Source organism: Comamonas squillarum, assembly GCF_025309455.1.
Lineage (GTDB): Bacteria > Pseudomonadota > Gammaproteobacteria > Burkholderiales > Burkholderiaceae_C > Comamonas > Comamonas squillarum.
Genome location: NZ_CP104377.1, coordinates 5,029,889 through 5,056,586 on the forward strand (window position 1 = coordinate 5,029,889; position 26,698 = coordinate 5,056,586).

The following is a 26,698-nucleotide window of genomic DNA, read 5'->3' on the forward strand; positions in this document are numbered from 1 at the left end:
CCCGGGTGTCACTGTTCAAAGCCGCCTCCACCGTCTCCCTGTTTACGCTGCTCTCGCGTATCACAGGGCTTGCCCGCGATCTGCTGATGGCCACCATGTTTGGTGCCAGCGCACTGACCGACGCGTTCAACGTTGCCTTTCGCATTCCCAACCTGTTCAGGCGCCTGTTTGCAGAAGGGGCCTTCAGCCAGGCCTTTGTGCCGGTGTTGGCCACCACCCTGACCAAGGAAGGCGAGGAGCGCACACGTGACTTGGTGCACAGCGTGGCCACGGTGCTGTTCTGGATCTTGGCGCTGACCTGCGTCATCGGGGTGGTGGCCGCGCCCGCGTTGGTCTGGCTGCTGGCCAGTGGCCTGCGCCAGAACCCGCACAGCTATGACGCTGCCGTGCTGATGACGCGCTGGATGTTTCCGTATATCGGCTTCATGTCCCTGGTGGCGCTGGCCGCGGGCGTGCTCAATACCTGGAAGCGCTTTATCGTGCCGGCCTTCACGCCGGTGCTGCTCAATGTCAGCATGATTGTGGCGGCGTTGGCGCTGACGCCCTGGATGCGCAGCCATGGTCTGGAGCCCATCTATGGCATGGCCGTTGGCGTGATGGCCGGCGGCGTGCTGCAGCTGGTCGTGCAGTTTCCTGCGCTGCGCCGCATCGGCATGCTGCCGCGTATTTCGTGCCGGCCCTCGGTCATCAGGCAGGCCTGGTCCGATGCCGGCGTGCGCCGCATCCTGTCGCTGATGGCACCCGCCCTGCTGGGCGTGGGCGTGGCCCAGATCTCTTTGATGATCAACACCCAGATTGCCTCCTACCTGGCGCCGGGCAGCGTCACCTGGCTGTTCTACGCTGACCGCCTGATGGAGTTCCCCACCGCGTTGCTGGGCGTGGCGCTGGGGGTGGTGCTGACGCCGCAGCTGTCATCGGCCAAGGCGGCCGGTGATGATGAGCGCTACGGCGCCATGCTCGACTGGGGCCTGCGCATTGTGGTGCTGCTGGCCGCCCCTTGTGCCGCCGGCCTGCTGGTCTTTGCCAAGCCCCTGGTGGCTGTGCTGTTCCACTACGGCGCGCTCAAGGGCTCGGACGTGAGCCAGATTGCGCTGGCGCTGCAAGGCTATGGCGTGGGCCTATTGGCCATGGTGGCCATCAAGGTGCTGGCGCCTGGCTTCTATGCCAGCCAGGACATCCGCACGCCGGTGAAGATTGCCATCTGTGTGCTGGTGCTGACGCAACTGTTGAATCTGGTGCTGGTGCCTACGATGGCCCATACCGGGCTGGCCTTGTCGATCGGCCTGGGTGCGGTGGTCAATGCGCTGTGGCTGCTGGTGGGCTTGATCCGGCGTGGCAGCTTCCAACCCCGGCCGGGCTGGTGGATCTTTCTGGCCCGGGTGTCGCTGGCCGTCGCGCTGCTGGCCATCTTTCTGGCCTGGGGCGCGCAGATGACCGATTGGGTCGCGCTGGGCGCGCAACGCCTCGAGCGCGTGGGCCTGCTGGCGCTGTGGATGCTGGGGGCCGTGCTGCTGTACTTTGGCGTGCTGGCCTTGTCCGGCCTGAAGCTGCGCGCTATGTTGCGCCGCTGACAGAATAGTTCCCTCTATTAGGGAATATGCGGCTTTTGCGTGATTTCCATCACGCAGACCCTGCTGGCCAGCCCATCTGGTGGTATACATGGAAACCATGGCACTGGCAGCGCCCGAGAGTGCCAGCGATGTATGCGAAGGCGCTGTAGTTGGGATGTGTATGGACTTCCGCTTTTCTATCCCCACACCGTTGGAGCATTTCGAATCGCTGGTCAGCAGTGACGATGGTTTTCCGCTGCTGGAAGCGGCCGCTGCCGTGGCCTGCATCGAATACCCGCAGTTGGACACCCAGCAGGTGCTGCACGAGGTCGACAAGCTGCTGGGCCAGCTGATGGAGAGCCGCGATGCCAGCAGCCGCAGTGCGCTGACGCGGCTCAAGGCGCTCAACCACCGCTTTTATGCCGATTGGGGTTTTCAAGGCAATCCCAATGACTTCTATGCGCTCGACAACAGCTGCCTCAATGCCGTGCTGCACCGCCGGCGCGGCATTCCGGTGTCGCTGGCGGTCATCTGGCTGGAGCTGGCCACCGCTTTGCAGCTGCCCGCGCATGGCATCTGCTTTCCCGGCCATTTTCTGCTCAAGGTGAGCGTGGCAGAAGGGCAGATCGTCCTGGACCCGCTGTCGGGCCAGTCGTTTTCCAGCAATATGCTCGCCGAGATGCTCGAGCCCATGCAAAAGGCGTTTCACCGCGTCGATGAAGACGATGTGCCACTGGGCCTGTATTTGCAGGCCGCCACCCCGCGCGACATCATTGCGCGCATGCTCTCCAACCTCAAGGAGGTCTACCGCAGCGACAAGAACTGGGCCAAGCTCATTGAGGTGCAAAACCGGTTGCTGGTGCTGCTGCCCAGCGAATGGACGGAGTTGCGCGACCGGGGCCTGGCTTATGCAGAGCTGGGCGTGCATGACCGGGCCCGGGAAGATCTGCAAACCTACCTGAACCAGACCGGCAATCCAGAAGATGCGGCCTATATACGTGCGGCTTTGCTAGATTTGCAACGAATGTAACGTATGACGTAGTTTTGACATTTCTTTGTCATTCTGTCGTCACACAATTTCGGCAAGATAGCGGCACTAGGGATGCGCCACTATGAAAGATCGATTGGGAATTTCACCAGAAGACGTCATGCACAAGATTGCGCGTGATGTGATGGATGATTACGACGAGTCTCTGGAGCTCGAGATGGAAGACGGAATGCTGGGCGCGCCGTTCGCCGCAGGGATGACGGAGCATGACTACCAGTACTTCCGCGAGCTCTTGAGGCTGCAGGGCGAGCTGGTCAAGCTGCAGGATTGGGTGCAGCACACCGGCCAGAAGGTGGTGGTGCTGTTCGAGGGGCGCGATGCCGCAGGCAAGGGCGGTGTGATCAAGCGCATCACCCAGCGCCTCAACCCCCGCGTGGTGCGCGTGGCAGCCTTGCCGGCCCCCAACGACCGCGAGCGCACGCAGTGGTACTTCCAGCGCTATGTGGCACACCTGCCCGCCGCTGGCGAGATCGTGCTGTTTGACCGCAGCTGGTACAACCGCGCTGGTGTCGAAAAGGTCATGGGCTTTTGCACCAATGACCAGTACGAAGAGTTCTTCCGCACCGTGCCTGAGTTTGAGAAGATGCTCGTGCGCTCGGGGATCTTGCTGGTCAAATACTGGTTCTCGATCAGTGACGAAGAGCAGCACCTGCGCTTCCTGGGGCGTATCCATGACCCGCTCAAGCAGTGGAAGCTCTCGCCGATGGACCTGCAAAGCCGCGTCCGCTGGGAGGAATACACCAAGGCCAAGGAAGTGATGCTGGAGCGCACCCACATTCCTGAGGCACCCTGGTGGCTGGTGCATGCCGATGACAAGAAAAAAGCGCGCCTCAACTGCATCGCGCACTTCCTGGCCCAGGTGCCCTACACCGATGTGGACCATGAGAATGTCGTGCTGCCCGACCGGATCCGCCATCCGGACTACAGCCGCCTGCCCGTGCCCGCTTCCATGTATGTTCCGGAAGTCTATTAAGAGCCGGCAACACGACCCAGCAAACCGAAGGTTTGCGGTTGAGACTAGGCGTCCCCGACTAGGCGTCCTGCCGCAGGCAGTACAGTAGTACGACAAGGCAGGGCGCGGCCGGCGAGGCAACGACGTATCAAGGGTTGTGTTACGGCTCTAATTAAGATTTCGGATCATTCAACACAAAGAGCCTCGGTTTTATCACCGAGGTTTTTTTACGCCTGTGTTGTGCCGATACTGGCAGAGCGCCCATCGGTTATCGACGGCATGGCCGTAGGGAAAGTTGGCCGATCCAGCTGCTGGTCACATGGGGGGCGCCTGCAGGCGGCGAAGCCGTGTTGAGGAGATACCGTCGTCCAGCAGCATCTCTTGCGCATGGGGGGCTTGAAGGTGCCCGGCGCGGTGCTTGTGGCGAAGAGAGCGTGGGTAGGCATCCGCACCCCGTTCAAAGGTGCAACGCCACAGAGGCGGGTGTTAGATCAGCCGCGCCGCAAACAGCTCTTTTTTCAGATAGGCGTAAAAGAGTGGCGCCGCCACGAGCCCGGCAGGGCCAAAAATGGCCTCGGCAACAAACATCACCGACAGCAACTCCCAGACGCCCATATGCGTCTTGGCGCCGACGACCTTGGCATTGATCAGGTACTCGGCCTTGTGGATCAGCACCAGGAAAGCCAGGCAGGCGACGGCGGTCAGCGGCGAGACTGACAGGCCCACGGTGGTGATGACGGCATTGCAGACCAAGTTGCCGACGATGGGGATCAGGCCACCAAAAAAGGTCAGCATGATGAGCGCGCCGCTATAGGGCAGGCGCATATTGATCAGCGGCAGAATGCCCAGCAGGAAGATGGCGGTCAGCACCGTGTTGAAGAGGGCGATCCAGAACTGGGCTGCGACAATCTGGCGGAATGCATCGCCAAAGCGCTGCACGCGCAGCTGCAGCTGGTAGGCCAGTGGCGCGTGGGAATGGCGGCTGTGGCGCACGGCGGCCAGCGCGCCAATCAACAGGCCCACAAACACATAGAGCAGGCCGGTGAGCCAGAGCCGGCCCATATTGGCAATGGCACCTGCCTTGGTGCCCAGGTATTCGGCAGCGCGCTGCTGCAGGTCCTGTACCCCATCGGGCAGCACATTGGCCAGCTCGGGCGGCAGCTTGCTGCGCAGGTCCAGCAAGGTCTTGGCCATCGAGACCAGCATCTCGCGGTACTGCTGCGGTGCGTTGAGCAGATAGCCTTGGGAGTGGATCAGGCCCAGCGTGACCAGCACCACCGGCACCACCAGCACGATGGTGACCGCCAGGTATTCCATCCACAGGGGAGGGGGCGTGTTCAGCGAGGTGGGCAGGCGGCTCAACTCTCGGATCTTGTGCACCAGAAACAAGGTGAAGGTGTAGCCGGCGCAGGCGGCCAAGAGGCCCACGAGCAGGCCATTGAGCATGATCAGCAGCAAGGCCGCAGCCATCAGCACATAGGAGGCCACCCTGACGCCCCAATGCGCAGGAGGCGGCCGCCAAACATGCGGCTGGTCCCCAGCGCCGCTGGCCGGCTGGCCGGGTGCGGGGCTGTTGGACGGGGACTTTGCGGAATCCGGTTGCATGGTAGGCCATCCATCTGAGCGAGTCGGAAGGCCAGAATCTGGCCCTTGCTGCGCGCAGGGCAGACGGCTTGGTGCGCCTGCCCTGCCGGGGAAGCTTAGCGCACCGTGACCGCAGCCTCAGCGCCACGGGGGCCGATGCTGCCAATCGTCCACACTTGTTCACCAAGGGCGGAGAAGGCGTCCTTGACGGCCTGCTCGCTTTCTGCGGGAACGACCACCACCATGCCGATGCCGTTGTTGAAGGTACGGTTCATCTCGATGTCATCGATGCCGGCGGTCTTTTGCAGCCAGGCAAACAGCTCGGTCTGGGGCCAGCTGCCCTTGACCAGCTGCGCGCCCAGGCCTTCGGGCAGCACGCGGGGAATGTTCTCCAGCAGGCCGCCGCCGGTGATGTGCGCCAGCGCCTTGATGGGCTGCGCGGCCAGCACCTTGAGCACATTGAGCACGTAGAGGCGCGTGGGCTCCATGATGGCGTTCTTGAAGGGCTTGCCGTCGAGCGTCTCGGGCAGGCCGCCTTGGCTTTGTGCGCGCTCGATGCACTTGCGCACCAGCGAGAAGCCGTTCGAATGCACGCCATGCGAGGCCAGGCCCAGCACCACGTCGCCGGCTTGCACATTCTGGCCGGTCAGGATCTTGCTTTTCTCGACCGCGCCGACGGCAAAACCGGCCAGGTCGTATTCGCCGTCCGGGTACATGCCGGGCATCTCGGCGGTTTCACCACCGATCAGCGCGCAGCCCGACAGCTCGCAGCCCTTGGCGATACCGCCCACCACGGCCGCTGCCGTGTCCACATCGAGCTTGCCGCAGGCAAAGTAGTCGAGGAAGAACAGGGGCTCGGCGCCTTGCACCAGCACGTCGTTGACGCTCATGGCCACCAGGTCGATGCCCACGGTGTCATGCATATTCCATTCAAAGGCCAGGCGCAGCTTGGTGCCCACGCCGTCGGTGCCGGACACCAGCACCGGCTCCTTGTAGCGCTTGGGCACTTCAAACAGCGCGCCAAAACCACCGATACCCGCCATCACGCCTTCGCGCATGGTTTTCTTGGCCAGGGGCTTGATGCGCTCGACCAGCGCGTCGCCAGCGTCAATATCAACGCCAGCGTCTTTGTACGAAAGGGGGGTGGAGGAATTGGAAGAGCTCATGAGGGACTACAAAGGCAATAAAGCTGACAAGCTGACCCAACGGGGGCCAGAAACGCCGATTTTATGTCGCAAGCCATACCCGAGGGGGCAGAATGCCCGTCCGGTGTGCACTGTTACCGCCAAAGCGCGCAGGGGCGGCCTGCTTTGTGGCCGATTTCATGCATAAATGGGGCAGAGGGGCCTTTTGTGTCACACAGCCGTGACTACCGACTAAAATCAACGGGTTTGCATGTAGGGCCCTGGCCACTGCATAACCGAGCAGGGGCGCCCCAAGTTGGCGCGCATCGCGCCAACCACACTGAACGCTTTCTTTCATTGAACGCAGCCATGCGTGAGATTTCCTTTTATCTGATGACCCACAACGCAGTGCATGTTGCACGGCGGGCTTGGGCGCGGATAGGAGTTGGCGCATGAAGCAAATGGCATTGGATCTGGGTTTGGCGCCAGCGCCAAGCCTGAACCGGTTTTTTGCGGGCTCCAACCAGGCAGCGCTTGCGCATTTGCATGCCCAGGTCAATGAAGCCTGGGACGCGCCGCGCTCAACGGTGCCCACTTACCTGTGGGGCGAGATGGGCTGCGGCAAGACCTATGTGTTGCGCGCGGTGGCCGAAGCCTTGCGTGAGCAGGGCGCGCCGGTGGGCTGGCTCGATGCGAGCACCCGCTTTCCCAGCGCCTTCAACGAGCGCTGGTCGGCCGTGATCCTCGACGAGGTGCAGTTCTACAACCCGGTGCAGCAGGCGGCGGCCTTCAACTGGTTCGTCAACGCTACCAGCCCGGCCACCGGTGCGCGGCGTTGGGTGCTGGCCGCTGGCGATGTCCCGCCGTCCGACCTGAAACTGCGTGACGACTTGCGCACCCGGCTGGGCTGGGGCGAGATCTACCAGCTGCACCTGCTGAGCGAAGCGCAGCGCAGGGATGTGCTCAAGGATGAAGCCAAACGACGTGGCCTGGTATTGACCGACGATGTGATGGATTACATGCTCAAACGCTTCTCACGCGATTTGGGCAGCCTGATGCAACTGTTGGACCACCTGGACAATTTTGCCTTGCGCAACAAACGGGGCCTGACGATCCCCTTGCTCAAGGACATGCTGGAGACGGAGTAAATGGTCTTGCAGCTACAACCGAGATTTTTTGAATGAATAACTCTGCTGGCACAAGCACAAGGCTTGCGCTTTTTGACCTGGACCACACTTTGCTGCCGCTCGATTCGGATTACGAATGGGGGGAGTTCACCTTGCGCAAGGGCTGGTGCGACAAGCAGGAGTTTGGCAGCCGCAATGCGGCCTTTTTTGCCGATTACCAAAAAGGCACGCTCGATATCCATGCCTATGTGCGTTTTGCCACCGAGGCCATTCGCAAGCTCGGCCCTGAGGCCGCCGATGAAGCGCACCGCGCCTTCATGCAGGAAGTGATCACGCCGCATATCCAGCCGGCAGCGCTGGCGCTGCTGCAGCAGCACCGCGATGCGGGCGACACCCTCGTGATCGTCACCGCCACCAATGAATTCGTGACCCGCCCGATTGCCAAGGCCTTGGGCGTCGACCACCTGCTGGCCGTCAACCTGGCGCGCGACGCTTCTGGCTGGATCACCGGCGAGATCGACGGTGTGCCGACGATGCGCGCCGGCAAGGTCACCCGCATGGAAGCCTGGATGGCCGAGCGCGGCCTGAGCTGGGACAGCGTAGACAGCATCTTCTACAGCGACTCGATGAACGACGTGCCGCTGTTGGAAAAGGTGGATACTGCCGTGGCGACCAACCCCGACGCGCGCCTGCGCCAACTCGCCGCCGAACGCGGCTGGCGCATCCTGGACCTGCTGGAGCCTCACGCATGATCAAGACCATCATCGATAAATTGCTGGGCAAGGCAACGGCCGCCAGCAAGACCAAGAACCCCTTTGGCAAGCGCGAGGAAGTGGGCGTTGATGTGCACAACATCGATCCCAAGCTGGTGGACCGCCGGGCGCTGGACGTGTGCAGCACCTTGAAGGAAGCGGGCTTTGAGGCCTATATCGTCGGCGGCGCGGTGCGCGATCTGGTGCTGGGCCTGCGCCCCAAGGATTTTGACGTGGCGACCAATGCCACGCCCGAGCAGGTCAAGAGCCTGTTTCGCCGCGCCTTCATCATCGGCCGGCGTTTTCGCATCGTGCACGTGGTCTATGGCCGTGGCCGCGAGAACGAGGTCATCGAAGTGACCACCTTCCGCGCCTTTCTGGACAGCTCCAAGGCCGAGCAGGTGCAGGGCAATGAGAAAACCAGCAAGGCGGCGCTGGCCGGCATGAAGCTGGCGGTCGACGAAAGCGGCCGCGTGCTGCGCGATAACGTCTGGGGCCCCCAGAACGAGGATGCGGCGCGGCGCGACTTCACCGTCAACGCCATGTACTACGACCCGCAGACCCAGATCGTGGTGGACTACCACAAGGGCATCCGCGACTCGCAAAAGCATGTGCTGCGCATGATTGGCGACCCGGCCACCCGCTACCGCGAAGACCCGGTGCGCATCATCCGCGCCGTGCGCTTTGCCGCCAAGCTCAGCAAGAAGGGCTTCACGCTCGACCCCAAGACCGCCAAGCCGCTGGTCGAATGCGCGCAGCTGCTGCAGGAAGTGCCGCAAAGCCGCATGTTTGACGAGATGCTCAAGCTGTTGCAGACGGGCCATTCGCTGGCCTCGATCGAGCAGCTGCGCCTGCTGGGCCTGGCCAAGGGCATCTACCCGCTCTTGGATGTCGTGGTGGACCGCGCCGACCTGCCTTTCGTGCAGGCCGCGCTGATGGACACCGACCGCCGCGTGGCCGAAGGCAAGAGCGTGGCGCCGAGCTTCCTGCTCGCCTGCGTGCTGTGGCAGGACGTCAAGGCCGGCTGGGACAAGCGCATGCTCAAGGGCGAGCACCCGCACCCTGCGCTGCAGGATGCGATCGACGATGTCTTCCACCACCGCATTGGCGATGTCTCCGGCCGGGGCAAGCTCGCCGCCGACATGCGTGAGATCTGGGTGATGCAGCCGCGCTTTGAAAAGCGCACCGGCAGCACGCCGTTTGGCATGATTGCGCAGGCGCGTTTCCGTGCCGGCTTCGATTTTCTGCGTTTGCGCGCCGATGTCAGCGAGGTCGACGAAGCGCTGGCCAACTGGTGGCAGGAGTTCCAGCAGGCCGATGAGGCCCGCCGCGAAGACCTGATCGCCCAGGTGCGCGAAGAGCAGCGCGCCAAGCCCAAGACGGGCGCGGCCAAACCCAAGCGTGCACCGAGAAAGCCGACTGCGGCCTCTGAGGCGCAAGAGGATTCCAGCCTGGACCAGGTGGCCCAGCAGGCCATGGACAGCGACAGCGCAGGCAGCGCCGATGCGCCAGCCAAAAAGCGCCGCCGCCGCCGCCGCAAACCCGGTGGCGCGGACGCCGGCGCTGCTGCAGCTGGCGGCAACGGCGCCGATGCCGCCGGCCATGGTGACTGACGTGCCGGGCCAGGCCGAGCGCCTGGCCAATGGTGATGCCGCACCGCCCGCCGGGCAGACCTTGCGCGCCTGGATAGGCCTGGGTGCCAATTTGGGCGACCGGGGTGCTGCGATGGCGCAGGCCTTGCAGCAGTTGGCCCGCAGCACGGGCGTGGCGGTGCAGGCGGTCTCGTCGCTCTATGCCAGCCGGCCAGTGGATTCCTCAGGGCCCGATTACCTGAACGCGGTCGCAGAGCTGCGCACAGCGCTGTCAGCGCACCAGCTTTTGCTGCTGCTCCAGCAGCTGGAGCTGGCCGCCGGCCGCGAGCGCCCCTACCGCAATGCCCCGCGTACCCTGGACCTGGATGTGCTGCTGTATGCGGACATCGACACCTCGATCGCGATGCCCGATCTGGAGCTGCCCCATCCGCGCATGTGGCAACGGGCCTTTGTGCTGGCGCCGCTGCAAGAGCTGCAGCCGGCCTGGGTCAGCGATGCGCAGTTGCAGCCGCTTTTGGCGCAGGGCGTGCAGCGCAGCCAGGGGCCGGACTGGTGGCGCTGAGCGAGCGAGAAAGAGACTCCACCCCACAAGAACAAAGCCCCGCAGCAGCTTCGCTGGCGGGGCTTTTTGCTGGGCGCTAGGGATGCGCAGCGCGGCGCTTAGTCGACCTTGGCGCCAGAGAGTTTGACCACCGATTCGTACTTGTTGCGCTCGGAGGCCATGAACTTGTCAAACTCGGCCGGCGTGGTGGGCACGGGCTCGGCCATCAGGCTGGCAAAGCGGGTCTTGGTGCTCGGGTCCTTCAGCGCATCGGTGAAGGCCTTGTTGAGGCGGTTGATCACATCAGGCGGGGTGTTGGCCGGTGCCACCAGGCCCCACCAGGTGTCGATCTCGAAACCCTTGAGCGTGTCGGCCAGCGGTGGCACGCCTGGCAGCATGGGGCTGGCATGCAGGCTGGTGACAGCCAGAGCCGTGAGCTTGCCGCTGTGGATGTTGGCCGAGGCGGCCGCCAGGTTGTCGATGTTGAAATCCACCTCGCCCGACAGCAGCGCGAGCTGGGCCGGATTGGCACCACGGTAGGGCACGTGCACGGCAAAAATGCCGGCCTGGCGCTTCATCATCTCGCCGGCCAGGTGGCCGGAGCTGCCGTTGCCGCCGCTGCCGAAATTGAGCTTGCCCGGGTTTTTCTTGGCGTAGGCGATCAGGTCCTGCACATTGCTGATGTGCAGCGACTTGGCGCGCTCGGTGTTCATCACCAGCACATTGGGCACACGCACCATCTGGGTGATGGCGCTGAAGTCCGTGGCGGCGTTGAAAGGCATCTTGGTGTAGAGCCAGGGATTGACCGCGTGCGTGGCGGTGGCCGACAGGCCGATGGTCAGGCCGTCTGGCGCGGCCTTGGCGACGATGTCGGCACCGATGTTGCCGCCAGCGCCTGCCTTGTTGTCGATCACCACGGTGCCCAGCTGGTCGCGGACACGTTCGGCCAGAATGCGCGAGGTGACATCCAGTGGGCCACCGGGCGCGTAGGGCACGACCAGGCGGATCACCGGATCGGCCGCAAATGCGGCCGGTGCTGCAAAGGCGGTGGCAGCCAAAACGGTGGATAACAGGATATTTCTGCGTTGCATGCTTGTGTGTCTTCTTGAGGAGAGTGAATAACGACGCAGCGCCTGCGGTGTGCAGGTACTACCCCCTGAGTGCCGCCAGCACAGCCCAGTCAACCAAAGGTTTGCGTTGGAGGCTGGGCACCCAGCCCTGGGCCGTACAAAGGTAGGCCAAGACGGGGCAACCACCCACCAAGGGATGTGTTCGCGGCTCCAAACTTTCTAGTGTAGCGGCTGTGCCGTGTAGCTGCTGTGACGCGGCAGTCGGACAGGGGCGCGATTGCGCCATGTCAGGCATTGTGCGGCGCAGCTGTTCAGACGATCTGGTTTTGCTTGTCCGCTTCGGTCACAAAGGCATCGGCAAAGAAAGCGTCTTCGGGCAGGCCGCGCTGGCTGGTAAAGCTGGCACGGGCCGAATCCACCACGATCGGCGCGCCGCAGGCATAGACCTCGTGGCCCGACAGATCGGCAAAATCATCGAGCACCGCCTGGTGCACAAAGCCGCTGCGGCCTTGCCAGCCGTCTTCAGCCAGGGCGTTGGAGACCACCGGCACATAGCGCAGCTGGGGCATCTCAGCGCTGCGCTCCAGCATCCAGTCGTGCATGTACAGGTCTTGCGGGCGCCGGCCGCCCCAGTACACCACCACCGGGCGCTGGATGTCGTGGTGCTGCAGATGTTCGACGAGTGCCTTGATCGGCGCAAAGCCGGTGCCCGAGGCCAGAAAGACCATGGGCTTGTCGCCCTCGTGCAGATAGAAGCTGCCAAACGGGCCTTCAATGCGCAGGATCTCGCGCTCCTTCATCGCGCCAAACACATGGTCGGTAAAAAGACCGCCTGGCGTGTGGCGGATATGCAACTCCAAGCCGGGCGCGGTCTCCTGGTGGTGCGGCGCGACGGCTATCGAATACGCCCGGCGCACACCGCCGGCGAGCAAAAACTCGATGTACTGGCCCGCGTGGTAGCGAAAGCTGTCGGCGGCCGGCAGCTGCAGGCGCAGCTTGACCACATCGGGCGAGAGGCGCTCGATGGTCTGTACGCGCACCGGCATTTTCTTGATAGGAAAGGCGCTTTCATCGGTGACATGGCGCGACTCGATCACCACATCACTGGTGGGCACGGCGCAGCACGGCAGGATCATGCCGTCGGCCTCTTCCTGGGGGCTCAGCGCGCGTTCGCTGTGCGGACCATGCACGACCGTGCCACTGAGCTTCTTGCATTTGCAGGAGCTGCAGGCGCCATCCTTGCAGCCATAGGGCAGGCCCACGCCGCTGCGGATTGCAGCGGTGAGGATGGCCTCCGAGGCCTGGGTGGCAAAGGCGCGTCCGCTGGGCAGGACCGAGATGTGAAACGCGCTGGACGAAGAACTCATTGCACCAAAATTCCTTATCGACACAAAACAATGGCGCTCATCGGCGCCTGGGCTTGCATAAGTGGGGGGTGGGCAGCCGTTTGCAAGCAGCTTGAGACGCTAGACTGCAGTGTGCGCCCCCGCCCATTTGAACCACGAAAGCTTATTGTGCCTTTAAACCAAAGCCCGCGAAGCGGGCCCCGACAGCGCTGCGCCATCGCAGCAGGCCAGGCCTTGCCGGCGCGTTTTCGGCGCCAGCGGGTGTTGATCGTGGGTTGTGGCGATGTCGGCCAGCGGCTGCTGCGGCTGTGGCAGCGCCCGGGCCAGGATGCACGGGCGGCGCGCGGCCCGCTGGTGCGGGCGCTCAGCTCATCGCCGCAGCGCTTTGAGAGTCTGCGCGCCCTGGGCGCTACCCCTTTGCTGGGCAACCTCGATGACCCGCGCAGCCTGCGCCGGCTGGCGGGCCTGGCCCAGCGGGTGGTGCACCTGGCCCCCCCTGCGCAGCCCGCTGCGGGAGCTGCGCCAGCGGCGGCCTCGCGTGATCTGCGCACCTGCCACCTGCTGCGCGCGCTGGTGGGCCGTGCAGGCCAGGCGCCGCGCCTGGTCTATGGCTCCACCAGCGGTGTCTATGGCAACTGGGACGGGGCCTGGGTCACCGAGACCCATCCGCTGCGTGCCAGCACCGCCCGGGCGCTGCGCCGGGTCGATGCCGAGCGCCAGCTGCGTGCATGGGCGTTGCGCTTTGGGGCCAGTGGCGCGGCGGTGCATGTGCTGCGCATCCCCGGTATCTATGCCGGCGACCGCGAGGGCGGAACCCCGCTGGGGCGGCTGCAGCGCGGCACGCCGCTGCTGCGGCGTGAGGACGATGTCTACACCAGCCATATCCACGCCGATGATCTGGCGCGTGCCGTCGAGCGGGCGCTGTGGCGAGGCCGGCCCCAGCGCATCACCAATGTGGCCGATGACTCCGCGATGCCGATGGGCGATTATTTTGACCTGGCTGCTGATCTGTGGCGCCTGCCGCACCCCGCGCGCATCAGCCTGGCCGAGGCCGAGCAGCAACTGAGCCCCACCTTGCTGAGCTTTATGCGCGAGTCGCGTCGCCTGAGCAATAGCCGCATGCGGCATGAGTTGGGTGTGGTGTTGCGCTACCAGACGGTGCACCATGGCTTGCAGGCGGCGGTGTATCTGGTGGGGCCTGGCGAAGCTCAAGGCCCAGACGCTTGAACGCAGGCAGAAAGCGGGCGCTTTTGCAGCCGCTACCAGAGGGCAGCTAGCAGGGCGCGGTGCCGCCCTGGCTGCGGCAGCTGCGCGGGTTGGCGCTGGGGCTGGGGGGCCGCACGGTCTCGCCAATCTGGCCCCGGGGGTGTGAGTAGCCCTGGGCATCCACGCACTTGAACACATCGCAGCGGGTGATGCTGGGTGCCGGGGCTGGAGGGGTTACCACTGGAGGGCGTGGCGGCGGGCGGCCATAGGGGTAGCGGTCCCAGTAGGGATCGGCGGGCAGCACGGCGCTGGGCGCGGGGCGGCTCGCTTCGAGCCGGCTGTAGGCCTCGGGGCCCAGGCAGTCGAGTTCCATCTGGCGCTTGGCCGCTTCGAGCTGCGCACTGCTACCCATGGCCTTGTCAGCCGCTGCGTCGGAGGCAGCGCTGTAGCGCTCCCGCGATTGATGGCAGGCGGCGGACTGTGCGGGGTTGCTGCGCGAGGGGCGGTTGGCAGCCCGTTGCGCCAAATCCTCGGCGCGTTCGTCGGCCTGCAGCCTGCGCTGGACGAGCTCCTGCTCGCGCCGCTCGGCCTTGGCCTGCAGCGCCTCCTGCTCGCGGGCACGGTCCTGGGCCAGTTCCTCATCGGTTTTGCGCCGCTCGATCTCGGTCGCACGCGCGCCGCTGGCGCAGGCGCCATCGGTATAGGTCACCTTGCCCGTGCCCGGGTCCACGCAGCGGGTAACCTGCGCGTGGGCGATCGGCGCGGCCAGTGCACAGGCGCACCACAGGCCCAGCCAAGTGCCGAGGCGGAAGCGGGGCAGCCGGGGTTGTGGCGTATGGCGCATCGGAGAGGCCCGTCGTTGCACAGGGTCTAGGCGCCGCGGTTAGCGCTGGAACTGCCCGCCAAACCGGCCGCCATTGGGGCGCGAAGCGGGCGCTGCAGGGCGGGGGCCAGAGCCGTAGGGCCGGCCAAAGTTGGAGCCGGTGCCGGGCGCGAGCTGCTGCGGGCGTGAGGGTGGGCGGCTGCTGCCGCCATGCCCTGGGCGGTCATAGCCACCGCCGGGGCGGTAGTAGCCGCCGCCAGGCCGGTAGTAAGGCCGGCCACCACCATACACATAGGTTGGCGAGCTTTGGATCACCAAAGAGCTGCTGCCGTAGTAGGGGTAGCTGTTGTAGCCGTAACCGTAACCCCCATAGCCGTAGCCATAGGTCGGGGTGGAATAGGTCGAGTAGGCATCGCCGTAGTACACGCCGTCTGCGGGTGCGACCACGCAGCCGCCCAAGAGCAGGGCGCTGGCCGCGGCGATGGCCATCGTGCCGAGACGAATGGTACGCATGGTGGAAACTCCTTGTTGGATGGGCCCGCGCGCTCAGCACGTGGGCCGGTCAGCGGTATCAGCGGCAGGGGCGGCTGGGGGTCAGCACATTGTCGCTGCCCGCTGCAATCTGGCGTGCAGCCGCGGCGCATTCCTGCTGGTGGCGGCTCTCGCCAAAGCGGTTGCGGTCGCGCTCACGGTTTTGGCGTTCACGGTCTTGTGCCTGGCGCTCCAGCGCGCGGCGGCGGTCTTCGTCACGGGCGCGCTGGTCGCGGTCGCGTTCACGCGCCTGGCGGTCACGGTCCCGATCACGCTCGCGTTCACGCGCTTCACGCTCGCGGGCCGCACGGTCGCGATCACGGTCACGCTCGCGGTAGTAGCGGTCGTCGTTGTAGCGATCCTGCACATAGATGGTTTGCGAGGGCTGCTGGTAACCATAGCCGTAACCGCCGCCATAGCTGCCATAGCCTGCATCGCTGTAGTAGCCGTCGCTGCCGGTGGCAACGCAGCCGGTGGTAACCAGCGCGCCTAGCGCGATGGTGGCAATGCTGAGCAAGTGACGATGGTTCATATCTGAGCCTTTCTGGTTGTGTGGTGGCATGGACTAGCGTTGATGCCATAAGGCCAGCAATCGCGATTCCCAATGCTAACCGTTACACCCTCAATACCGGAGACTTGGGCCCATGTAGGTAAAGACGTTTTTCCGGCCTCGGGGGTTGACGGCTGCATCACAGTCCTGCGTTGTTTTTCCAATCTTTACAGACACGCTGGCGTCGCATGCAGGAGACATCCCTGAACACCAGGGCTATCTTCTTAAGAGTCAGTATCGAGAAATTTGGTTCATTACCGGCCACAGCCTGTCGATTGATGCAATGCAGCAATCGCTGGAATGTGTTGCACGCTGGCGCTTATATGCGATTTCAAACCCACTGTGTCGCTATTTTTACAGGACTTGTCCTAATACCGTCGTAGGCCCAGGTAGATAAAAAATCTCACTCACGCTATCGAGTTCGATGATGTACCAGGTGTGCTGCCCCCATTACAAGTGGGCGAGGCGGCACACGCCGGTACCGGTGGCGCTTAACAGACGCTTTTGATGGAGTACGACGCAATGGATAAAAGTATCAAGGCCGCAGTGGCCATGCTGGTGGCAGGTGTGGCGGTAGCTGCCAACGCACAGGAGGTGGTGAAGATCGGTACGATGAGTCCGCTGTCCGGACCTCAGGCGCACTATGGCAAGGACAACGTCACGGGCGTGCGCTTTGCCGTGGAAGACCTTAACACCCAGGGTGTGACCATCGGGGGCAAGAAGATCAAGTTCGAAGTGGTGGCCGAAGACGATGCGGCGGACCCCAAACAAGGCACGGCCGCTGCGCAAAAGCTTTGCGATGACAAGGTCGCCGCGGTCGCCGGTATTCTGAACTCGGGTGTGGCGATTCCCTCGTCCAAGATCTTCAATGACTGCGGTGTGCCTTTCATCACCGGCGCGGCCACCAACCCTGAGTTGACCCGCCCCGGCTACCCCGGCGTCTTCCGCATCATTGCCAACGACAACGCGCTGGGCGCTGCGCTGGCTGGCTATGCGGCCGATACCTTGAAGCTCAAGAACGTGGCCGTGATCGATGACCGCACCGCCTACGGCCAAGGCCTGGCCAATGTGTTCAAGAAGGATGCGGGCGCCAAGGGCGTGAACATCGTGGCGTCGGAGTTTACCAACGACAAGGCCACCGACTTCATGGCCATCCTGACCTCCATCAAGGCCAAGAAGCCCGATGCGATCTTCTACGGCGGCATGGATGCACAAGCGGGCCCCATGCTGCGCCAGATGGTGCAGCTGGGCATGACCAATGTGAAGTTCTTCGGCGGCGATGGCATCTGCACGGCCGAGCTGGCCAAGCTGGCTACGGGCACCAAGACCTTGGGCAATGTGGTCTGCGCCGACGGCGGTGCATCGCTGGCCAAGATGCCTGGCGGCATCGAATGGAAGAAGCGCTACGACGCCAAGAACCCTGGCGTGTTCCAGGTCTACAGCCCTTACTTCTACGACGCGACCATGCTGATCGTTGACGCGATGAAGCGTGCCGATTCCACCGATCCCAAGAAGTACCTGCCCGAGCTGCGCAAGTCCGAGTACAACGGCGTGACCGCGAAGATTGCCTTCCAGGAAAACGGCGAGCTGAAGGTGCCTCTGTACACGCTGAGCCACTACATCGACGGCAAGAAGACGCCTATCGGCGAGTAAGCTGCCGGTGGCTCTGGGCATCTGCAAGGGTGCCGATCCCAACCCCCGAGCCCGCCTAGGCGGGCTTTTTGCTGTGCCTCGCTTCATGCGCCAGCAGCCATTGCTTGCGCGCCAGACCGCCTGCGTAGCCGGTGAGCGAGGCATCGCTGCCGATGACCCGGTGGCAGGGCAGCACGATGCTGATGGGATTGGCGCCATTGGCCATGCCCAGCGCACGCACTGCGGCCGGCCGCCCGATCTGCGTGGCCAGGCTGGCATAGCTGCGTGTGCTGCCCGCCGGGATGGCGCGCAATGCCGTCCAGACCTGGCGCTGGAAATCGGTGCCGCCCAGTGCCAGCGCCAGGCGATCGAGCGCCTGCAGCTCGCCATCAAAATACGCGGCCAGGGCATCTGCCACCGGCGCTGGCGGGGCCGCGCTGCTGTGCATCTGCACGGCATCACGCGGGTACTGGCGGCGCATCAGCAGCGCCATGCGCGCTTCATAGCCCTGCCAGTCGAGCGCGCGCAGGCGCTGCTGCTCGTCGCAGAGCAGCAAGATGGGGCCTTGTGGGCTGGGGATGTGAGAGAGCACGAAGTTCAGCGGGGCCATGGTGGGGATGGGGGATGAGGGGGGCGTAGGTACCGCAGTGTAGAGCGCTGGCGCCTTAGTGGAGGCGGGCAGGCTAAAGCGGTAAAACTACACGTATAACAAGTTACCTGCGCATCAAAAACCTGGGTGACGGTGTTTGTATCGCAGCCCCTCTACAATCGGCCGGCGAGCTGCAGCAGGCTGGGTCCACTCCGGGCCTTGCCGGCAGCGGCTCAGCGTTATTCTCAGGGCGGGGTGCAATTCCCCACCGGCGGTATCTGGCTTTGAGGAGCCAGGAGCCCGCGAGCGCTTGCAAGGCCTACGGCCGGGCAAGGTCAGCAGATCTGGTGCGATGCCAGAGCCGACGGTCACAGTCCGGATGAAAGAGAATCGCGCAAAGCTGATAGCTGCCCTGCGCCGGTGCGCGCAGTGCTGCCATGGGCTTGCGCGCGCCCTGATTCAGGTCATTGAAGGACAGCAAAACCATGAATCAGCATTCCAGCATTTCCCACTCCATCACCAAGGCCGCACGTCTGGCGATTGTCAGCGCGCAATGGCATTCGGACATCGTGCACCAGGCGCGCGATGCCGCCCTCGCCGAGTTGGCCCAGCAAGGCTGGCCCGCCGACCAGATCGACCTCTACGATGTGCCCGGTGCCTTCGAGATCCCGCTGCTGCTCAAGCGACTGGCCCAAAGCGGCCAATACGCCGGTCTGATGGCCTGCGGCCTGGTGGTCAACGGCGGCATCTACCGCCATGAGTTTGTGACCACGGCCGTGATCGATGGCCTGATGCGCGTGCAGCTGGACACCTGCGTGCCGGTGTTCTCGGCCGTGCTGACGCCGCGCGACTTCCATGACTCGCAGGAGCACCATGACTTCTTCCACCAGCATTTTGTGAAAAAGGGCGCCGAGCTGGCCCGCGCCTGCGCGGCCACCGTGCAACTGCACCGCAAGCTGGAAGCGCAGCAATTGCAACAGCTGCAACCCCAAACGCTGGCAGCCTGACAGGCGCCCACAACCTGTAATAAAGGGTTTTCCCTGAGTTTCTTGGGCAGCTAAATATTTTTTGGCACACTGGCGAGCCGCTCTCCGCTTTGGAGTTGCGGCTTTTTTATTGCTATGACTGATTCCGCATCTTTGACCCGCCGCCAGGCCTGGCTGGGCGTGATTGCCCTGGCCATGGGCGCCTTTGTTTTCAACACCACCGAGTTTGTGCCGGTGGGCCTGCTCAGCGACATTGGTGGCAGCTTTGGCATGGGCACCGAGCAGGTGGGCCTGATGCTGACCATCTATGCCTGGATCGTGGCATTGACGTCGCTGCCCTGCATGCTGATGACCAAGAATGTCGAGCGCCGCAAGCTGCTGATGGGGGTGTTTGCGCTCTTCATCCTGAGCCATGGCTTGTCGGCCGTGGCCTGGAACTATGCCACCTTGCTGATCAGCCGCATGGGCATTGCGCTGGCGCATGCCGTGTTCTGGTCGATCACCGCATCGCTGGCCGTGCGCATTGCGCCGCAGGACAAGCGCCCGCAGGCACTGGGCCTGCTGGCCACCGGCACCACCTTGGCCATGGTGCTGGGCGTGCCTTTGGGCCGCATGGTGGGCGAGGCGCTGGGCTGGCGCACGACCTTTGGCATCATCGGCGTGCTGGCGCTGGCCGTCATGCTGGTGCTGTGGCGCATGCTGCCGCTGCTGCCCAGCGAGAATGCCGGCTCGCTGCGCAGCATTCCGATGCTGTTCAAGCGCCCGGCGCTGTCTGCCACCTATGCCTTGCTGATCCTGATGGTGACGGCCCAGTTCACCGTCTACAGCTATATCGAGCCGCTGATCCAGCGTGAGGCGGGGCTCAACAACCAGGTCACCACCTGGGTGCTGCTGCTGTACGGCGGCATGGGCATCGTGGGCAGCATCCTGTTCAGCAGCTTTGGCATGCGCTGGCCGCGCGGCTTTTTGCTCGGTGCGATGGCGGTGCTGACAGCCTGCCTGTGGCTTTTGCTGCCCAGCACGCGCTGGCCGCCTGCGCTCTACCTGGTCTGCGCCGTGTGGGGTGTCGTCATGCTGTGCATGGTGCTGCCGCTGCAGGCCAAGGTGCTGCGCCTGGCCTCGGACGCCACCGATGTGGGCATGTCGCTGTTCTCGGGCATTTTCAATATCGGCATTGGCGCGGGGGCCTTGCTGGGCAGCCAGGTGGGCATGCATGCCGGACTGCACTACCTGGGCCCCGTGGGCGGCAGCATTGCCGTGCTGGGGGTGCTGTGGTGTGCCTTTGCCGGCTGGAAGTGGCGCAGCAGCTTTGCCCCCGCAGGGGCGGAGGCGCGCATTGTGCCGCACTAACTGGCCAGCGAAGGAGCGTCCCTAGCACCATCCACCTGCCCGGCACCACCTGTGTGCCGGGCATTTTTTTGGGCTTACCGTTTTGTGGCTTGGGGCGATCGGCGCAGGTAGATCCAGGCATCCAGCGCCAGCAGTGCCAACAGGCTGCAGCCCAGCACCGGCAGCAGCCAGCCCAAGGCGACTGCCACCAGCAACAGAGCCAACGCTGAAACACGCGGCAACTGGCGCCATTGGTGGACCAAGGTCAGCTGGCCATGCAGCCACTCGCGGCTGCGGCCCGGGCGCTTGCGCCATTGCAGCCAGCCAGTCACTGCCATTGCGACAATGCCGGCGCCCAGCAGCACCAGCACTGCCTGGTTCAAAACACCCCAGCTGCCCATGTGCAGGTCAATGCCCCAGCGTGTCAGCTTGGAGGCGAGTGGGTAGTCGCTAAAGCGCTTGTGGTCCAGCACCTGGCCGTTCGCCAGGTCCACCGCCAGCGCATCCACTTCGGTGGGCCAGGAGCGGTTGATTTCGGTCACCGTCCAGGCCTTGTTGGCGGCAGCTGGCGGCCGGATCTCCAGCTTGGCCGATGCCAGGCCGTGCTGGCGAGCGATTGCCAAGGCGGTACCAAAGTCTTCGGGCATAGGCAGCCTATCGGCTGGCGCCATCGGGGCGGTCTGGTGCTCGGCATGGTCCGCATGCGGGTCGGCCGCGTGCTGGTGCGCATGCGTGCCATGGTTTGCTGTGTCCAAGCTGGTGTTCAGGCGTGGCGTTTGCCAGCCCATCTGCTGCAGCGCCTGGCCAAAATGGCCGCCGGCCCAGCGCGACCAGGTCAGTCCCGTGGCCGACAGGAACAGCAGGCCCACCAGCAGCCACAGGCCCAGCCCATGGTGCCAGCGGCGCAGCGGAGGATGAGTCACCTGGGCGCCGGCGCGCTGCGGGCGCGACAGCCACCACAGTGCCACACCGCCCAGCGCAGCCACCCACAGCCAGGATGCCGCCAACTCGCTGTAGGTGCGGCCCCATTCGCCCATCAGCAACTGGCGGTGCAGCAGATCGAGCTGCTTGCGCAGCGGCAGCACGCCGCTGGTGCCATAGACCGTCAGGTCGCCTTGCAGCGCCAGTGTATAGGGATTGACAAAGAGGCTGCGGTACTCGGAGGGGCCCAGCGCCGCATCGGCCACCATCACGCGGGTGCTGCTACGCGCATCGGGCGCCGGGCGCACAGCGACCACGGCTGCCGGAGTGGGCAAGGACTGTAAGGCGGCTTGCACCTGAGCGGATAGCAGCTGCGCCTGGGCGCCAGGTACCGATTCGGCCTGCAGCGCGCTGCGGTAGAGCTGGTTTTCCAGTTGGGGCGTCAGTGCATATAGCAGGCCGGTCGCGGCGGCCACGACGATGAACGGTGCGACCAGCAGGCCGATATACAGATGCAGTCTGCGGATCAGCAGCTGCCAGGTTTTGCGGGTGGAGGGAGACATCCAGGATCGTGGTTAGCGCATTGCGCGGCGCAGTGCAGCACTGCTCCAGTCCACCGCCATGCTCAAAAGCAGCATGGCGATGATGACGGTGCTGGCCTGCGCGTAGTGGAACAGCGAGAGTTCGAAATACAGCAGCTGGCCCAGGCCGCCAGCGCCGACAAAGCCAAGGATGGCCGCCATGCGGATGTTCATCTCCCAGCGGTACAGGGTGTAGGCCAGCAGCTGCGGCGCGGCCGCTGGCAGCGTGCCATAGCAAAAGGCCAGCAGGCGGCTGCTGCCGGCCAGGCGCAGCGCCCGGGCAGGGGCTGCGGGCGTGTTCTGCAAGGCCTCGGCATAGAGCCGGCCCAGCACCCCAGCCGTGTGCAAGGCCAGCGCCAAGGCGCCCGCAAACGGGCCCAGGCCCACGGCCAGCACGGTGATCGTCGCCCAGACCAGCTCGGGCACCGAGCGCAGCAGGTTGAGCAGCGCGTTCCAGGGCGTGCGCCAGCGCGGCAAGGCCAGCATCAGCCCGCCCATTGCCGCCAGCAGGCTGCCGATGACGGAGATGGCCAAGGTCTCCCACACGCCCTGGGCCACCTTGCGCAGCCAGGCGGCGCTCAGGTCGGGCGAGAAGAATCCCGCGACAAAGCTGCCCATCGACTGCACGGCATCGCGGCTGAACAATGCTGACCAGTCGATGTTGAGCAGCCAGAAGCTAGCCCACAGACCAGCAGCGCCGAGCAGCAGCAGGGCCGCACTGCGCCAGCCAAAGGGCAGCGCACGGGCTGCCGGCGGCGTATCGAGCGCGCGGCGCAGCCACCAGGACAGCAGATCGGCCAGCGCCACCAGCACCATAAAGGCCAGCAAGATGCTGGCGACCTCGCCGCCATTGAGCATCTTCATGGCCTGGTCCATCAGCTGGCCCAGGCCACCGGCACCCACAAAGCCCATGACGACCGAGGCGCGGATTGCGCATTCCCAGCGGTAGACGGTGTACGAGGTCAGCTCGCGCGCCGCTTGCGGCAGCGCGCCGTAGAGCAAGGCCTGCAAGCGGCCTGCGCCGCTCGCGCGCAGTGCGCGGGCTGGCGCCGGGTCGGCCGATTCGAGAATCTCGGCATAGACCTTGGCCAGCATGCCGCCATAGGTCAGGCCCAGGGCCAGCACGCCAGCGGCGGGGCCCAGGCCAAACACCCGCACAAACACCAGCGCCCAGACCAGCTCGGGCACACCGCGCAAAATGGTCAGTACGCTGCGGGTGATCGGGTTGAGGCTGACCTTTTCGCGCGCAGCGCCGCTCGCCAGATAGGACAGCGGCAGCGCCAAAACCAGCGCCAGCGCCATGCCGGCGGTGGCAATGGCCAGCGTCTCCAAGCTGGCCTGGCCCAGGTAGCCTAGAAACTCCGGGCTGGTTTCGGGCGGCAGAAACTGGGCCAGAAAGCCGCCGACCACTTTGAGGTTGTTGCTGTCAAAAAACGGCGCCAGTGAAAAGCCCGAGGTCTGCAGCATGGGCCACAGCACCAGCAGCGCCAGCAGCAGCGCGATAAGGCGCCCACGCGCTGCCGGGTCGCGGCGGTGCGTGTGGGTGGCAGCAGCTGGCATCAGCGGCATGTGATCACGTCAGCCGCCGGGCTGGCTGCCACCTGCGGCGCGGCACTGGCCATGCTGCCCAAGGTGGGTAGCGCAGCCGCACTGCCATCGGCATGGGCGTACAAGGCCTGGAGTTGTGCCTGGCTCACCTGCGCGGCGGGCAGGTCAAAGGCAATCCGGCCATCGCGGATACCGACAATGCGTGCAAAGCAGCCCAGCGCCAGGTCCACCGCATGCAGGCTGGCGACCAAGGTGGCTTGGCGCGCGGCGGCCTCTTGCACCAGCAGCTGCACGGTGGCGAGCGACAGCGCGGGGTCGAGCGCCGAGACCGGCTCATCGGCCAGGATCAACCGGGCCTGCTGGTAGAGCACGCGGGCAATGCCCACGCGCTGGAGCTGGCCGCCCGAGAGCTGGTCGCAGCGCGCAAAGAGCTTGTCCTCCAGCTGCACGCGGGCCAGCGCCTCGCGGGCACCGGCCATGTCTTGCGGGTAAGCGAGCGACGCCAGCGCCTTCCACAGCGGCCACTGGCCCAGGCGGCCGGCGAGCACGGCGGTGACCACGCGCTGGCGCAGCGCAATCGGGGCGCTCTGGTGCACGGTGCCGATGAGGCTGCGCAGCGCCTTGAGCTGGCGCGCCGTGGGGCTGGCAGGCGCGCTGGGCAAGGCCTGGCCCAGCACCTGCATGCTGCCGCTGCTGGGCAGGTGGGCCGTGCCGATCACCGTCAAGAGCGAGGTCTTGCCCGCGCCGGACGGGCCGATCAGCGCAATGCTCTCGCCCTGGGCCGCAGACAGGCCGATGCCCGAGAGCGCGACAAAACCATTGGTGTGGGTCAGGCCCACATCGTCAAGCACAAAGCTCATGGATCAAATGCTGGAAAAACGCCGCAGAGGCGGCATGGGCACTGCACCAGCGCCCATGCCAGGCGGCCACTTACTTGAGCAGACCGGCGGACTTGGCGGCCGCTTCGGTGCCGGCATAGTTCTCGGGCTTGGTCGGGATGAACTTGGAGGCGCGCTGCAAATCCATGATGGCCTTGTGCTCGGGCTTGGCTGGGTCCAGCGCCAGGAAGGCATCGGTCAGCTTCTTGGTGATGGCTGGGTCCAGGTCGCCGCGCACGGTCCAGTTGTAGTCAAAGTAGGTGGGGGTGGTGGCAAACACGCGCACCTTGCTGGTGTCGACCTTCTTGGTCTCGACCAGCTTGTCCCAGACCGATGTGTTGAGCACACCGGCCTCTGCCTTGCCGGCCGCCACAAAGGCCACGGTCGCATCATGCGCGCCCGAGTAAGCCACGGTCTTGAAATCCTTTTCCGGGTTCAGGCCGTCTTGCAGCAGAAAGTAGCGTGGCATCAGGCTGCCCGAGGTGGACGAGGGCGCGCCAAATGCAAAGGTCTTTCCCTTCAAGTCAGCCAGCGTCTGGATGCTGGGGTCGGCGGTGATGAACTTGCTGGTGAAGACTGCGTCTTCGGCGCGCTGCACGATCGGGATCGCCGTGCCGTTGGTGCGGATCTTGGCCTGCACATAGGTAAAGCCGCCCAGCCAGGCCAGGTCCAGCTTCTTGGTGGCCAGGGATTCGACCACGGCCGCATAGTCGGACACCGGCGTGAACACCACCTGCATGCCCGTGGCCTGCGACAGGTACTCGCCCAGCGGCTTGAACTTGCGCTGCAGCTCCGTCGGCGCTTCGTCTGGGATGGCCGATACGCGCAGCACCGCAGGGGTGTCTGCATGGGCGCTGAAAGTTGCCATGGAGAGGGTCAGCGCGGCCAGCGACAGGCCACGCAGCGCCGAGCGGCGAGCGGTAGAGTGGGTCATAGAGCTTCCGTTTTAAGAACGTGTTTAGGATCTCCTCGCGCCGCGACAGTGGTTTTGCGGGATGGGATGCGAGGCGCAACACCGCAGCAATAGCCATGCTATTGCGAGGATTTGCAACGACGTAGACCGCCCCTGCCCGGGCGGCCCTAGCCGGGCGCCCGCAAAGCCACTGTCCCGAAGGGTTGGAGTGAAATCGGGCAATTTCTGCGCGCTGGCTCTTGCTTGCACCCCAGTGCAAGCTGCGAACCAGCCCTTCGAACTCATCCCGATTGCACTCCAACGCGGCTGCGTAGAGATCATAAACACGTTCTCAAAGCCACCGCCGTCCGGATACACGGCGGTTTAATAGGCCGCGCGTGTTGTGCGCAGCGATAGGGTTCAAGGCAGTACACCGACCACCAAAGGTGGATTCTTGCGTATTTGCCAAAACCACCGCTGCCCCTCACGTTCTTTTTAGGCAACAGTGAAGGTGCAAGCGTCCGCTTAGGGCGGCCAGGCAAGGCGCTTCAGGACAGTGCCAGCGGCGCAAAGTGGGCTTGCAGCGCGGCCAGCGCTAGCCGCACCCGCGCAGGCAGCGCCTGGCGCTCGGGGGTCAGCGCAGAGATGCGCAGGCTGCCGCAATCCCAGTCGGGCAGCAGGCGCAGCAGCTGACCGCTGTGCACCTGGTCGGCCACCTCGAGCGAGAACAGGCGGGCGAGACCCAGCCCCTCGCGGCACAGCTGCTGCAGCGCGTACTGCTGGTTGCTGATGATGCGTGGCGTGGTGTGCAGCACCACCAGCTCGCCGCTGTGGCGGTGCTGCAGCTGCATGCTGGCGCTGGCGCTGGCGCTGGTGCTGGCGCTGGTGCTGTTGTTGTTGGTTGTGCCGATATTGCGCGCCATCCAGGGCCAGGCTTGCAGGGCCTGCGGGTTGCTCGGCCAAGGCCTGCCTTGCGCCAGCGCCGGGGCGGCGCATATCCACCAGGGCAGGGTGCCCAGCGTGCGCGCGACCCAGTGGGAGTCGGGCAGCTCGCCCAGGCGAATGGCGATGTCCACCCGCTCTGCGACCAGATCGCTGTGCGAATCATCGAGCAGCAGTTGCAGGCGCAGTTGCGGATGGGCATGCAGCAACGGAGCCAGCGCCCGGCCCAGCGGTGCGGCCAGGCCCAGCACGGCGGCAATGCGCAGCTCGCCCACGGGTTCGTCGCGCTCGGCATCGAGCTCGGCGCGGGCCTGGCGTGCGGCCTGCAGCATCACTGCGCACTGCGCATAAAAGCGCTGCCCGGCGTCGGTCAGACTGAGCCTGCGCGTCGTGCGGTGCATCAGCGGCAGGCCAGCCTGGGCTTCCAGCTGCCGCACCTGCTGGCTGACGGCCGAAGCACTCATGCCCAAAATGCGTGCAGCAGCCGTCATCGAGCCTTGCTCGACCACGGTGGCAAAAATAGCCATGCGCTTGAGGTCTTCCATCGGCTGATTATGAAGCACAGCTTCAAAGAATTGCTTCAAATAGAGGGATTATCAAATCA

24 protein-coding genes and 1 riboswitch are annotated in these 26,698 nt (G+C 64.7%); of the genes, 11 read left to right on the forward strand and 13 right to left on the reverse strand.

Going from position 1 to position 26,698, the window contains the following annotated elements; all coding sequences use genetic code 11:
• Positions 1–5 precede the first annotated feature (5 nt).
• The 3 genes from murJ (at position 6) to ppk2 (ending at position 3,571) form a co-directional block, all read left to right on the forward strand.
• Positions 6–1,571, forward strand: coding sequence for a murein biosynthesis integral membrane protein MurJ (gene murJ / locus N4T19_RS22810; protein ID WP_116927262.1), 1,566 nt, complete (start codon positions 6–8; stop codon positions 1,569–1,571).
• 160 nt (positions 1,572–1,731) lie between these two features.
• Entirely contained in the window at positions 1,732–2,580 is an 849-nt protein-coding gene (locus N4T19_RS22815; protein ID WP_116927263.1) for a SirB1 family protein, read from the forward strand.
• Positions 2,581–2,662: 82 nt separating this feature from the next.
• Positions 2,663–3,571: a polyphosphate kinase 2 gene (gene ppk2, locus N4T19_RS22820; RefSeq protein WP_021025542.1), complete on the forward strand. Its 909-nt coding sequence runs from the start codon at positions 2,663–2,665 to the stop codon at positions 3,569–3,571.
• A gap of 465 nt (positions 3,572–4,036) precedes the next feature.
• Here ppk2 and N4T19_RS22825 read toward each other — a convergent pair whose 3' ends face one another.
• Together N4T19_RS22825 and purM are read right to left on the reverse strand one after the other, a co-directional pair.
• Positions 4,037–5,155 (reverse strand): AI-2E family transporter, encoded by a 1,119-nt coding sequence (locus N4T19_RS22825; protein ID WP_116927264.1) that lies wholly within the window; start codon positions 5,153–5,155, stop codon positions 4,037–4,039.
• A 95-nt stretch (positions 5,156–5,250) separates the two neighbouring features.
• Positions 5,251–6,300: a phosphoribosylformylglycinamidine cyclo-ligase gene (gene purM / locus N4T19_RS22830; RefSeq protein ID WP_116927265.1), complete on the reverse strand. Its 1,050-nt coding sequence runs from the start codon at positions 6,298–6,300 to the stop codon at positions 5,251–5,253.
• A 410-nt stretch (positions 6,301–6,710) separates the two neighbouring features.
• On the opposite strand from purM, the gene hda reads away from it, so the two are divergent.
• From hda to folK, 4 genes are read left to right on the forward strand one after another with little or no spacing between them, the layout of a single operon-like run.
• A complete protein-coding gene (hda, locus tag N4T19_RS22835; RefSeq protein WP_021025545.1) occupies positions 6,711–7,406 on the forward strand; it encodes a DnaA regulatory inactivator Hda in 696 nt (231 codons plus the stop codon).
• 32 nt (positions 7,407–7,438) lie between these two features.
• Entirely contained in the window at positions 7,439–8,137 is a 699-nt protein-coding gene (locus N4T19_RS22840) for a histidinol-phosphatase (RefSeq protein WP_116927266.1), read from the forward strand.
• Positions 8,134–9,750 (forward strand): polynucleotide adenylyltransferase PcnB, encoded by a 1,617-nt coding sequence (gene pcnB / locus N4T19_RS22845; protein WP_116927267.1) that lies wholly within the window; start codon positions 8,134–8,136, stop codon positions 9,748–9,750. Before N4T19_RS22840 ends, pcnB begins: the two co-directional genes overlap by 4 nt.
• On the forward strand, positions 9,740–10,291 hold the full coding sequence (folK, locus tag N4T19_RS22850) for a 2-amino-4-hydroxy-6-hydroxymethyldihydropteridine diphosphokinase (RefSeq protein WP_232539563.1): 552 nt from the start codon (positions 9,740–9,742) through the stop codon (positions 10,289–10,291). The genes pcnB and folK overlap by 11 nt, the downstream gene beginning before the upstream one ends.
• A 98-nt stretch (positions 10,292–10,389) precedes the next feature.
• On the opposite strand, the gene N4T19_RS22855 is transcribed toward folK, so the two are convergent.
• Complete coding sequence (locus N4T19_RS22855; RefSeq protein ID WP_116927268.1) at positions 10,390–11,361, reverse strand: Bug family tripartite tricarboxylate transporter substrate binding protein; 972 nt, start codon at positions 11,359–11,361, stop codon at positions 10,390–10,392.
• A 290-nt stretch (positions 11,362–11,651) separates the two neighbouring features.
• The gene (locus tag N4T19_RS22860; RefSeq protein ID WP_260719070.1) at positions 11,652–12,707 is read right to left on the reverse strand and encodes a CDP-6-deoxy-delta-3,4-glucoseen reductase; all 1,056 of its coding nucleotides are present in this window, start codon (positions 12,705–12,707) and stop codon (positions 11,652–11,654) included.
• Positions 12,708–12,920: 213 nt separating this feature from the next.
• On the opposite strand from N4T19_RS22860, the gene N4T19_RS22865 reads away from it, so the two are divergent.
• Positions 12,921–13,913 carry an NAD-dependent epimerase/dehydratase family protein gene (locus N4T19_RS22865; protein ID WP_260719071.1) on the forward strand — a complete coding sequence of 331 codons (993 nt, stop codon included), beginning with the start codon at positions 12,921–12,923 and terminating at the stop codon, positions 13,911–13,913.
• A gap of 46 nt (positions 13,914–13,959) precedes the next feature.
• On the opposite strand, the gene N4T19_RS22870 is transcribed toward N4T19_RS22865, so the two are convergent.
• From N4T19_RS22870 to N4T19_RS22880, 3 genes are read right to left on the reverse strand one after another with little or no spacing between them, the layout of a single operon-like run.
• Positions 13,960–14,736, reverse strand: coding sequence for a DUF4124 domain-containing protein (locus tag N4T19_RS22870; protein ID WP_260719072.1), 777 nt, complete (start codon positions 14,734–14,736; stop codon positions 13,960–13,962).
• Positions 14,737–14,775: 39 nt separating this feature from the next.
• A complete protein-coding gene (locus tag N4T19_RS22875; protein ID WP_182345233.1) occupies positions 14,776–15,228 on the reverse strand; it encodes a hypothetical protein in 453 nt (150 codons plus the stop codon).
• 58 nt (positions 15,229–15,286) lie between these two features.
• Positions 15,287–15,778 (reverse strand): hypothetical protein, encoded by a 492-nt coding sequence (locus N4T19_RS22880; protein WP_260719073.1) that lies wholly within the window; start codon positions 15,776–15,778, stop codon positions 15,287–15,289.
• Between the two features lie 540 nt (positions 15,779–16,318).
• Between N4T19_RS22880 and N4T19_RS22885 the strand changes: the two genes are divergently transcribed.
• A complete protein-coding gene (locus tag N4T19_RS22885) occupies positions 16,319–17,449 on the forward strand; it encodes a branched-chain amino acid ABC transporter substrate-binding protein (RefSeq protein WP_260719074.1) in 1,131 nt (376 codons plus the stop codon).
• A gap of 55 nt (positions 17,450–17,504) precedes the next feature.
• On the opposite strand, the gene N4T19_RS22890 is transcribed toward N4T19_RS22885, so the two are convergent.
• On the reverse strand, positions 17,505–18,038 hold the full coding sequence (locus tag N4T19_RS22890) for a methylated-DNA--[protein]-cysteine S-methyltransferase (protein WP_260719075.1): 534 nt from the start codon (positions 18,036–18,038) through the stop codon (positions 17,505–17,507).
• A 216-nt stretch (positions 18,039–18,254) separates the two neighbouring features.
• Positions 18,255–18,412, forward strand: a riboswitch (FMN riboswitch).
• 90 nt (positions 18,413–18,502) lie between these two features.
• On the opposite strand from N4T19_RS22890, the gene N4T19_RS22895 reads away from it, so the two are divergent.
• Positions 18,503–19,024: a 6,7-dimethyl-8-ribityllumazine synthase gene (locus N4T19_RS22895; RefSeq protein WP_116927318.1), complete on the forward strand. Its 522-nt coding sequence runs from the start codon at positions 18,503–18,505 to the stop codon at positions 19,022–19,024.
• A gap of 114 nt (positions 19,025–19,138) precedes the next feature.
• Positions 19,139–20,353 carry a sugar transporter gene (locus N4T19_RS22900; protein ID WP_260719076.1) on the forward strand — a complete coding sequence of 405 codons (1,215 nt, stop codon included), beginning with the start codon at positions 19,139–19,141 and terminating at the stop codon, positions 20,351–20,353.
• Positions 20,354–20,427: 74 nt separating this feature from the next.
• Here N4T19_RS22900 and N4T19_RS22905 read toward each other — a convergent pair whose 3' ends face one another.
• From N4T19_RS22905 to N4T19_RS22925, 5 genes are all read right to left on the reverse strand, one after another.
• Positions 20,428–21,816 (reverse strand): PepSY-associated TM helix domain-containing protein, encoded by a 1,389-nt coding sequence (locus N4T19_RS22905; protein ID WP_260719077.1) that lies wholly within the window; start codon positions 21,814–21,816, stop codon positions 20,428–20,430.
• A 12-nt stretch (positions 21,817–21,828) separates the two neighbouring features.
• Positions 21,829–23,403 carry a phosphonate ABC transporter, permease protein PhnE gene (gene phnE, locus N4T19_RS22910; RefSeq protein WP_409935138.1) on the reverse strand — a complete coding sequence of 525 codons (1,575 nt, stop codon included), beginning with the start codon at positions 23,401–23,403 and terminating at the stop codon, positions 21,829–21,831.
• Positions 23,394–24,242 carry a phosphonate ABC transporter ATP-binding protein gene (locus N4T19_RS22915; protein WP_260719079.1) on the reverse strand — a complete coding sequence of 283 codons (849 nt, stop codon included), beginning with the start codon at positions 24,240–24,242 and terminating at the stop codon, positions 23,394–23,396. Before N4T19_RS22915 ends, phnE begins: the two co-directional genes overlap by 10 nt.
• A gap of 70 nt (positions 24,243–24,312) precedes the next feature.
• Positions 24,313–25,194, reverse strand: a complete 882-nt coding sequence (locus N4T19_RS22920; RefSeq protein WP_260719080.1) for a putative selenate ABC transporter substrate-binding protein — start codon at positions 25,192–25,194, stop codon at positions 24,313–24,315.
• Between the two features lie 506 nt (positions 25,195–25,700).
• A complete protein-coding gene (locus N4T19_RS22925) occupies positions 25,701–26,621 on the reverse strand; it encodes a LysR family transcriptional regulator (protein ID WP_313900077.1) in 921 nt (306 codons plus the stop codon).
• Positions 26,622–26,698 lie beyond the last annotated feature (77 nt).

Coding starts and splice junctions, on each gene's coding strand:
- N4T19_RS22815 (WP_116927263.1), top strand. CDS start 1,732: ATGGACTTCCGCTTTTCTATCCCCACACCGTTGGAGCATTTCGAATCG.
- ppk2 (WP_021025542.1), top strand. CDS start 2,663: ATGAAAGATCGATTGGGAATTTCACCAGAAGACGTCATGCACAAGATT.
- N4T19_RS22825 (WP_116927264.1), bottom strand. CDS start 5,155: ATGCAACCGGATTCCGCAAAGTCCCCGTCCAACAGCCCCGCACCCGGC.
- purM (WP_116927265.1), bottom strand. CDS start 6,300: ATGAGCTCTTCCAATTCCTCCACCCCCCTTTCGTACAAAGACGCTGGC.
- hda (WP_021025545.1), top strand. CDS start 6,711: ATGAAGCAAATGGCATTGGATCTGGGTTTGGCGCCAGCGCCAAGCCTG.
- N4T19_RS22840 (WP_116927266.1), top strand. CDS start 7,439: ATGAATAACTCTGCTGGCACAAGCACAAGGCTTGCGCTTTTTGACCTG.
- pcnB (WP_116927267.1), top strand. CDS start 8,134: ATGATCAAGACCATCATCGATAAATTGCTGGGCAAGGCAACGGCCGCC.
- folK (WP_232539563.1), top strand. CDS start 9,740: ATGGTGACTGACGTGCCGGGCCAGGCCGAGCGCCTGGCCAATGGTGAT.
- N4T19_RS22855 (WP_116927268.1), bottom strand. CDS start 11,361: ATGCAACGCAGAAATATCCTGTTATCCACCGTTTTGGCTGCCACCGCC.
- N4T19_RS22860 (WP_260719070.1), bottom strand. CDS start 12,707: ATGAGTTCTTCGTCCAGCGCGTTTCACATCTCGGTCCTGCCCAGCGGA.
- N4T19_RS22870 (WP_260719072.1), bottom strand. CDS start 14,736: ATGCGCCATACGCCACAACCCCGGCTGCCCCGCTTCCGCCTCGGCACT.
- N4T19_RS22875 (WP_182345233.1), bottom strand. CDS start 15,228: ATGCGTACCATTCGTCTCGGCACGATGGCCATCGCCGCGGCCAGCGCC.
- N4T19_RS22880 (WP_260719073.1), bottom strand. CDS start 15,778: ATGAACCATCGTCACTTGCTCAGCATTGCCACCATCGCGCTAGGCGCG.
- N4T19_RS22885 (WP_260719074.1), top strand. CDS start 16,319: ATGGATAAAAGTATCAAGGCCGCAGTGGCCATGCTGGTGGCAGGTGTG.
- N4T19_RS22890 (WP_260719075.1), bottom strand. CDS start 18,038: ATGGCCCCGCTGAACTTCGTGCTCTCTCACATCCCCAGCCCACAAGGC.
- N4T19_RS22895 (WP_116927318.1), top strand. CDS start 18,503: ATGAATCAGCATTCCAGCATTTCCCACTCCATCACCAAGGCCGCACGT.
- N4T19_RS22900 (WP_260719076.1), top strand. CDS start 19,139: ATGACTGATTCCGCATCTTTGACCCGCCGCCAGGCCTGGCTGGGCGTG.
- N4T19_RS22905 (WP_260719077.1), bottom strand. CDS start 21,816: ATGTCTCCCTCCACCCGCAAAACCTGGCAGCTGCTGATCCGCAGACTG.
- phnE (WP_409935138.1), bottom strand. CDS start 23,403: ATGCCGCTGATGCCAGCTGCTGCCACCCACACGCACCGCCGCGACCCG.
- N4T19_RS22915 (WP_260719079.1), bottom strand. CDS start 24,242: ATGAGCTTTGTGCTTGACGATGTGGGCCTGACCCACACCAATGGTTTT.
- N4T19_RS22920 (WP_260719080.1), bottom strand. CDS start 25,194: ATGACCCACTCTACCGCTCGCCGCTCGGCGCTGCGTGGCCTGTCGCTG.
- N4T19_RS22925 (WP_313900077.1), bottom strand. CDS start 26,621: ATGGCTATTTTTGCCACCGTGGTCGAGCAAGGCTCGATGACGGCTGCT.